This window comes from Halomonas sp. OfavH-34-E, assembly GCF_024124525.1.
Classification (GTDB): domain Bacteria; phylum Pseudomonadota; class Gammaproteobacteria; order Pseudomonadales; family Halomonadaceae; genus Halomonas; species Halomonas litopenaei.
In genome coordinates this window covers 1-4,924 of sequence record NZ_JAMXRY010000101.1, presented here as the reverse complement: position 1 = coordinate 4,924, position 4,924 = coordinate 1, and the positions used below count along the sequence as shown (strand labels likewise).

Genomic DNA, 4,924 nt, shown 5'->3' with positions numbered 1-4,924 from the left:
CGCGGCAAGGGCAGCAACTACCTGACGGCGGGCCACTACGGCGTGGTGCCCTGGCGCGCGTCCTGCGGCGCCGTCTCGGCATCGGCGGGCCACGACAACGGGCCCTGGTCGATTGCCGATCCTCGGCAGGGGCTCGCACACCCTCCCCTCGAAGGCGAATACCTGCCGGCGGCCAACGAGCGACTGGTCGCCCAGATTCGTGCACTGGACGGAACCTGGCACAGGCCGTTCACGACGCTCGAGCTCGCCGCGCTGCAAGGCCTCGTCGATCCCGCCGAGCAGCTCGAGCTCGACGGCCTGAATGACAGCGCCTGGCGCGAACGCATCGGCAACGCGGTGCCGGCGCCGGCCGCCGAGGCCATCGCCGGCGTGATGGGCACCACGCTGCTGCTGGCCTGGAGCGGCGAGACGTTCGCCCTGGGCGCAACGCCCATCTGGGTCCGCCAGGTCGCCGCCGGCCTGTCGCTGCGCCGCCCCGAATCCCCGGATCCCAAGGCTGCCCACTGAGGCAGCCCTGCAAGGAGGCTGCCCATGCACTGCCCTGTCATGCGCTACCACGGCGGCAAGCATCGCATTGCCGAATGGGTGATCCAGCACTTCCCGAGGCACCAGGTCTACGTCGAGCCATTCGGCGGCGCCGCCAGCGTGCTGATGCGAAAGCCGTCGACGCCGGCCGAGGTCTACAACGACCTGGATGGCGAAGTCGTCAACGTGTTCCGGGTGCTGCGCGACCCTGAATCGGCCGAGCGGCTGGCACAGGCCTGCCGTTTCACACCCTATGCTCGCGACGAGTTCGACCTCTCGCAAGAGTCGGACGGCGACCCGGTCGAGCAGGCCCGGAGAACCTTGTTTCGCTCGTGGGCGAGCTTCGGCTCGGCCGGGGCAAGCGGCGGCAACTCCGGCATGCGGACTTACACGCGACCGGACGGCGCCCACCTCGGCGTGGCCCATGCCTGGGCGCGAATCGCCGACATGATCCCGGCATTCTGCGACCGCTTTCGGTCGGTCGTCATCGAGAACCGCCCAGCCATCGACGTCATGGGCCAGCACGATACCCGGGAGACGGTGCACTACATCGACCCGCCCTACCTGCCGGAAACGCGCAGCCAGGGAAGCAGCCGCTACTACCGCCACGAGATGGCCATCGAAGACCACGAGGCCCTGCTGGACACCGTCAGGCACCTGAGAGGCTTCGTCGTGATCAGCGGCTATGACTCGGCGCTCTACAACAACCGCCTGCCTGGCTGGACTCGGGTGGCGCTCCCGACATCCGGGTCCGGCCGCCTCGGATCGGTGAAGCGCACCGAATGCCTATGGCTCTCACCCCGAACGGCTGAGCACCAACGCCAGCGCGACATGTTCGCCACCGCCTGAATCCCTGACGCCGCCCGCCGGGCGGCCATCATCTGGAGACAACACCATGTGGTTCAAACACCTGCATCTCTATCGCCTGCACGACGTGGCCGAGATCCTCGGCCTTGAGCGCCTCGAGGAAGCCCTGTCCGAGAATGCGTATCGGCCGCTGGGTGGCAGCGAGGCACGCCGCTGCGGCTGGGTGCCGCCCGCCGGCCGCAACGGGAGCCAGCTTTGCCACGAGCTCCAAGGCCATCGCCTACTGACCATGCTGCGTCAGGAGCGGATCTTGCCGGCCAGCGTCGTTCGCGAGGAGGTCGAGGAGCGAGTGGAGGCGATCGAGGCCGAGGAGAAGCGGAAGCTGCGTCGCCAAGAGAAGCTCACGCTCAAGGAGCAGGTGTACGAGGAGCTGCTGCCCAGGGCTTTCGTGCGCAGCCAGAAGGTCGACGTCTGGTGGGACACCAAGCGCTCGCTGATCGGCATCAACACTAGCAGCCGCAAGCGGGCCGAGGAGTCGCTGGACCTGCTGCGCGAATCGCTCGGCAGCCTGAAGGTCACGCCGTTGGCCACTCACAGCTTGCCCATGCGCGCCATGACAACCTGGCTCGGCGATCCAGGCGCCCGCCCCGAAGACCTGGCGATCGGCGACACCGTGGAGCTCAAGGCCAAGGGTGACGACGGCGTGGTGCGGGCCCGCCAGCTGGACCTCGACACCGACGAGGTGCAGCAGCTGCTCGAAAGCGGGCGCCAGGCCAGCAAGCTGGCCCTGGCGATCGAGGGGCGGCTCAGCTTCGTGCTGCACGACGACCTGACGCTGAAGTCGCTGCGGTTCGATGATGCCCTGATCGACGAGGCCGGACAGGCCGACGACGGCGACGACGCCCTGGTGCGGCTGGAGACCGACTTCTTGCTGATGGCCCAAGCGCTGGCCTCGTGCGTCGAGCGCCTGATCGCGTGGCTGGGCGGCGAGGCCGAAGCCCTGCCCGCTGGCGGCCCGAGCCTTGCCGGCGAAGCCTCGGCCGCGCCCGGCACCGACGAGCCCGACCCGCTGCTGGCCGAGGTGCGCGGCTTCGTGGTCGAGAGCGGCAAGGCGTCAATCTCTGCCGTGCAGCGAAAGTTCAAGCTCGGCTACAACCGCGCGGCACGGCTCGTCGAGGCCCTGGAGCGACAGGGTGTGGTCGCACCCATGGACAGCAGCGGCACCCGCAAGGTGCTCGAGGAGGTGTCATGACGTCATTGGCCCACGCAACCGCCCCGACTGAGGCACCGGACTGCCCGTTCTGCGAGCAGGTGCTGCAACGCAATCAGGAGCTGGAGGACGACAAGGCGCGACTCGCCGAGCGCCTCGACCAGCTTAGCCAGCTCGAGGATCAACAGGAGGCGCGCCGCCACCTGGACGAGGTCATCCGCCGATCCGGCATGCTCAAGAAGCCGAGCACCTTCCTGGAAGCCGTGATGGCCGTCTGCGAAGACAACCACGAGCTTCGCCGGCAGCTGGCCAATCACCGCGCCTGACGCCTTCTCACCACCGCTGGAGATCACGATGAACGCACCCGCCCATGTGGGCGAGTGCGCGCCCGCGCGCGCCGCACTCAACCCCTACGACGAGGCGATTCGCCTCGCGCTCGACAACCAGGACCTTCGCCAGGAGCTGGCCAAGGCCGAGCGCCGCGCCGAGAGCGCGGCCGCAGGCCGGGACAGGGCCAAGGCCGAAGCCGACCAGCAGCGCGAGCGCGCCGAGAAGCTGGCCAAGGACAAGGCCGATGGCAAGAAGGAGCTGGCCCAGGTTCGCCACCAGGCCCGGCAGCGCGTCCAGCAGCTCGAGGCCGAGCTGGCACGCCGCGACAAGGCCGCCGAGGAGAAGCCGGGCAGCGACCCCGGGCCTCACGCCACGATAAAGAACGACGACGAGAGCGTCATGGTGCAGCTGGCCTTCAACCAGGTGCACATCCACGAGCCCGATCGCTGGTACATGGTCAGCAGCGAGCCCCTGGACAAGGCGGAGAATCACCAGCTCGTTTTCTGCGGCTTGATCGACGGCATCATGGCCGGCCAGCACGCCGCCTTCATCCGAGGCGCCACCCGCCGCCTGGCCGCCAAGTGGCGCCAGGACAACGGTTGCCAGCGCGTCGAGGACCTAGAGCTCGCCAACAACATCGTGACGCGCCTCGAGGGCGCCGGCTACGAGATGCTCGCCGACGTCGACACCGAGGCGAAGCGCCAGGCCCTGGCCGGCATCAAGGGTATCGGCCCGGCCACCATCCAGAAGGTCGCGCGCGCCGTGCGCAAGGCTGGTGGCAAGTGAACAACTTCGAGATCCACGAGAAGGCTCAGCAGCTGGCCGACACCACGTCGGCCTATGAGCTGGCCCGCCGTCTAGTAGAGATGGAGCAGGACCGCAACCAGCTGCGTGGCTGCTTCCACAGCGCTTGCGAGGAGCTGACCGCCCTGAAGGCAGCGCTGGTGGACGAAGGTGAAGAGGCCCCTGTCGGCCCGGTGCATTCACTGCTGGAGAAGCTGAAGGCAGAGCGCGCCACCCTGGCCGAGACGATGGACAAGATTTGCCGCATGTTTGGCATTGGCGAGGCGGCCAGGACGGCTGGCGTCTTGCTGACAAACGTCGAGAATGCCGCCCGTTTCGCCAGGTACCTGCATGCCGTCGAATCCAGGCTCCTTATGGTGCCGGGGAAGCCAGACGAAGACTTTCCCGACATCGAGCCCGATGAAGAATGCCTGGTGAACAGCTGGGGCGCTCGCTGCACAGACAACTACGTCGAGCAGTTCCGGGAGGCGCTGAAATTCCTGGCTGCTGCCAAGCTCGAGGAGGTCCTGAAGCAGGAGGCCTTGAACTTCAAGCGCGACGAGTCTGACGCGGACACCACCTCCGAAAGGGCTGCTTACAGGCGCGCGGCAAGGTGCTTGCGCACAAGGGGTGAAGCCGAGCGCCGACGGGCTAGGGAGGTGCTGGATGGATGCTGACCTCCCTCCCCTGACCGAAGCCCTGGTGCAGGACGTCGTCTACGCCTGGTGCTATCGCGCCAAGCACGAGATCACGGTCCCCAACTGCGGGGCCGTGTGGGGCCCGGAGGCCGACGTGGCATCGATGACCAAGGCCCGGCTCGGCCACGCCTTCGAGATCAAGATCAGCCGCGCCGACTGGCTGGCCGAGCTGCGCCATATCCGCGGCGACTGCCGCTGCCACGACGGTCGACATCGCTGCGCCAAGTTCGCCAGGGCGGAAACGCTGGCCGACGCCAAGGCGAGGGCCGAGGAAACGGCTCGCATGGCCGAGGCCGGCTCGAACTGCTGCGGCCTGGTGCCGCCGTCGTATTTCTGGATGGTGACAGCGCCAGGGATCGTCAAGGAAGGCGAGCTGCCAGAGTTCGCCGGCCTGATGGAGATCGAGCCTTACCGCCACGGCATCGTCAGGGCACACGGCTACATGCCCCGCGAGGTTCGTCCGGCGCCGCGCCTGCACCGCGTGAAGTTGCTGGACAGCCAGCTGCTGGCCATGGCCCGCGGCGTCACCCTCCGCTACTGGCAGCACGGGAGGGCCGCATGAGAACCCGCC

6 protein-coding genes and 2 pseudogenes are annotated in these 4,924 nt (G+C 68.0%); all 8 read left to right on the top strand.

Annotated features, from left to right (window positions below):
• A pseudogene (locus NH448_RS23135) lies at positions 1–507 on the top strand (DNA cytosine methyltransferase); the annotation flags it as partial.
• 24 nt (positions 508–531) lie between these two features.
• Positions 532–1,374: a DNA adenine methylase gene (locus tag NH448_RS23130; RefSeq protein ID WP_253029558.1), complete on the top strand. Its 843-nt coding sequence runs from the start codon at positions 532–534 to the stop codon at positions 1,372–1,374.
• 46 nt (positions 1,375–1,420) lie between these two features.
• A pseudogene (locus NH448_RS23125) lies at positions 1,421–2,341 on the top strand (recombination-associated protein RdgC); the annotation flags it as partial.
• The gene (locus tag NH448_RS23120; RefSeq protein ID WP_290442947.1) at positions 2,333–2,584 is read left to right on the top strand and encodes a DNA translocase FtsK; all 252 of its coding nucleotides are present in this window, start codon (positions 2,333–2,335) and stop codon (positions 2,582–2,584) included. The pseudogene NH448_RS23125 and the gene NH448_RS23120, both read left to right, overlap by 9 nt.
• Positions 2,581–2,868: a hypothetical protein gene (locus NH448_RS23115; RefSeq protein ID WP_253029557.1), complete on the top strand. Its 288-nt coding sequence runs from the start codon at positions 2,581–2,583 to the stop codon at positions 2,866–2,868. Before NH448_RS23120 ends, NH448_RS23115 begins: the two co-directional genes overlap by 4 nt.
• A 28-nt stretch (positions 2,869–2,896) precedes the next feature.
• Positions 2,897–3,658: a hypothetical protein gene (locus tag NH448_RS23110; RefSeq protein WP_253029556.1), complete on the top strand. Its 762-nt coding sequence runs from the start codon at positions 2,897–2,899 to the stop codon at positions 3,656–3,658.
• Positions 3,655–4,332, top strand: a complete 678-nt coding sequence (locus NH448_RS23105) for a hypothetical protein (protein ID WP_253029555.1) — start codon at positions 3,655–3,657, stop codon at positions 4,330–4,332. Before NH448_RS23110 ends, NH448_RS23105 begins: the two co-directional genes overlap by 4 nt.
• Entirely contained in the window at positions 4,322–4,915 is a 594-nt protein-coding gene (locus tag NH448_RS23100; RefSeq protein ID WP_253029554.1) for a hypothetical protein, read from the top strand. Before NH448_RS23105 ends, NH448_RS23100 begins: the two co-directional genes overlap by 11 nt.
• Positions 4,916–4,924 lie beyond the last annotated feature (9 nt).

Bases quoted from the DNA above. Each gene is read 5' to 3' on its own strand.
- NH448_RS23130 (WP_253029558.1), top strand. From the start codon at position 532: ATGCACTGCCCTGTCATGCGCTACCACGGCGGCAAGCATCGCATTGCC.
- NH448_RS23115 (WP_253029557.1), top strand. From the start codon at position 2,581: ATGACGTCATTGGCCCACGCAACCGCCCCGACTGAGGCACCGGACTGC.
- NH448_RS23110 (WP_253029556.1), top strand. From the start codon at position 2,897: ATGAACGCACCCGCCCATGTGGGCGAGTGCGCGCCCGCGCGCGCCGCA.
- NH448_RS23100 (WP_253029554.1), top strand. From the start codon at position 4,322: ATGGATGCTGACCTCCCTCCCCTGACCGAAGCCCTGGTGCAGGACGTC.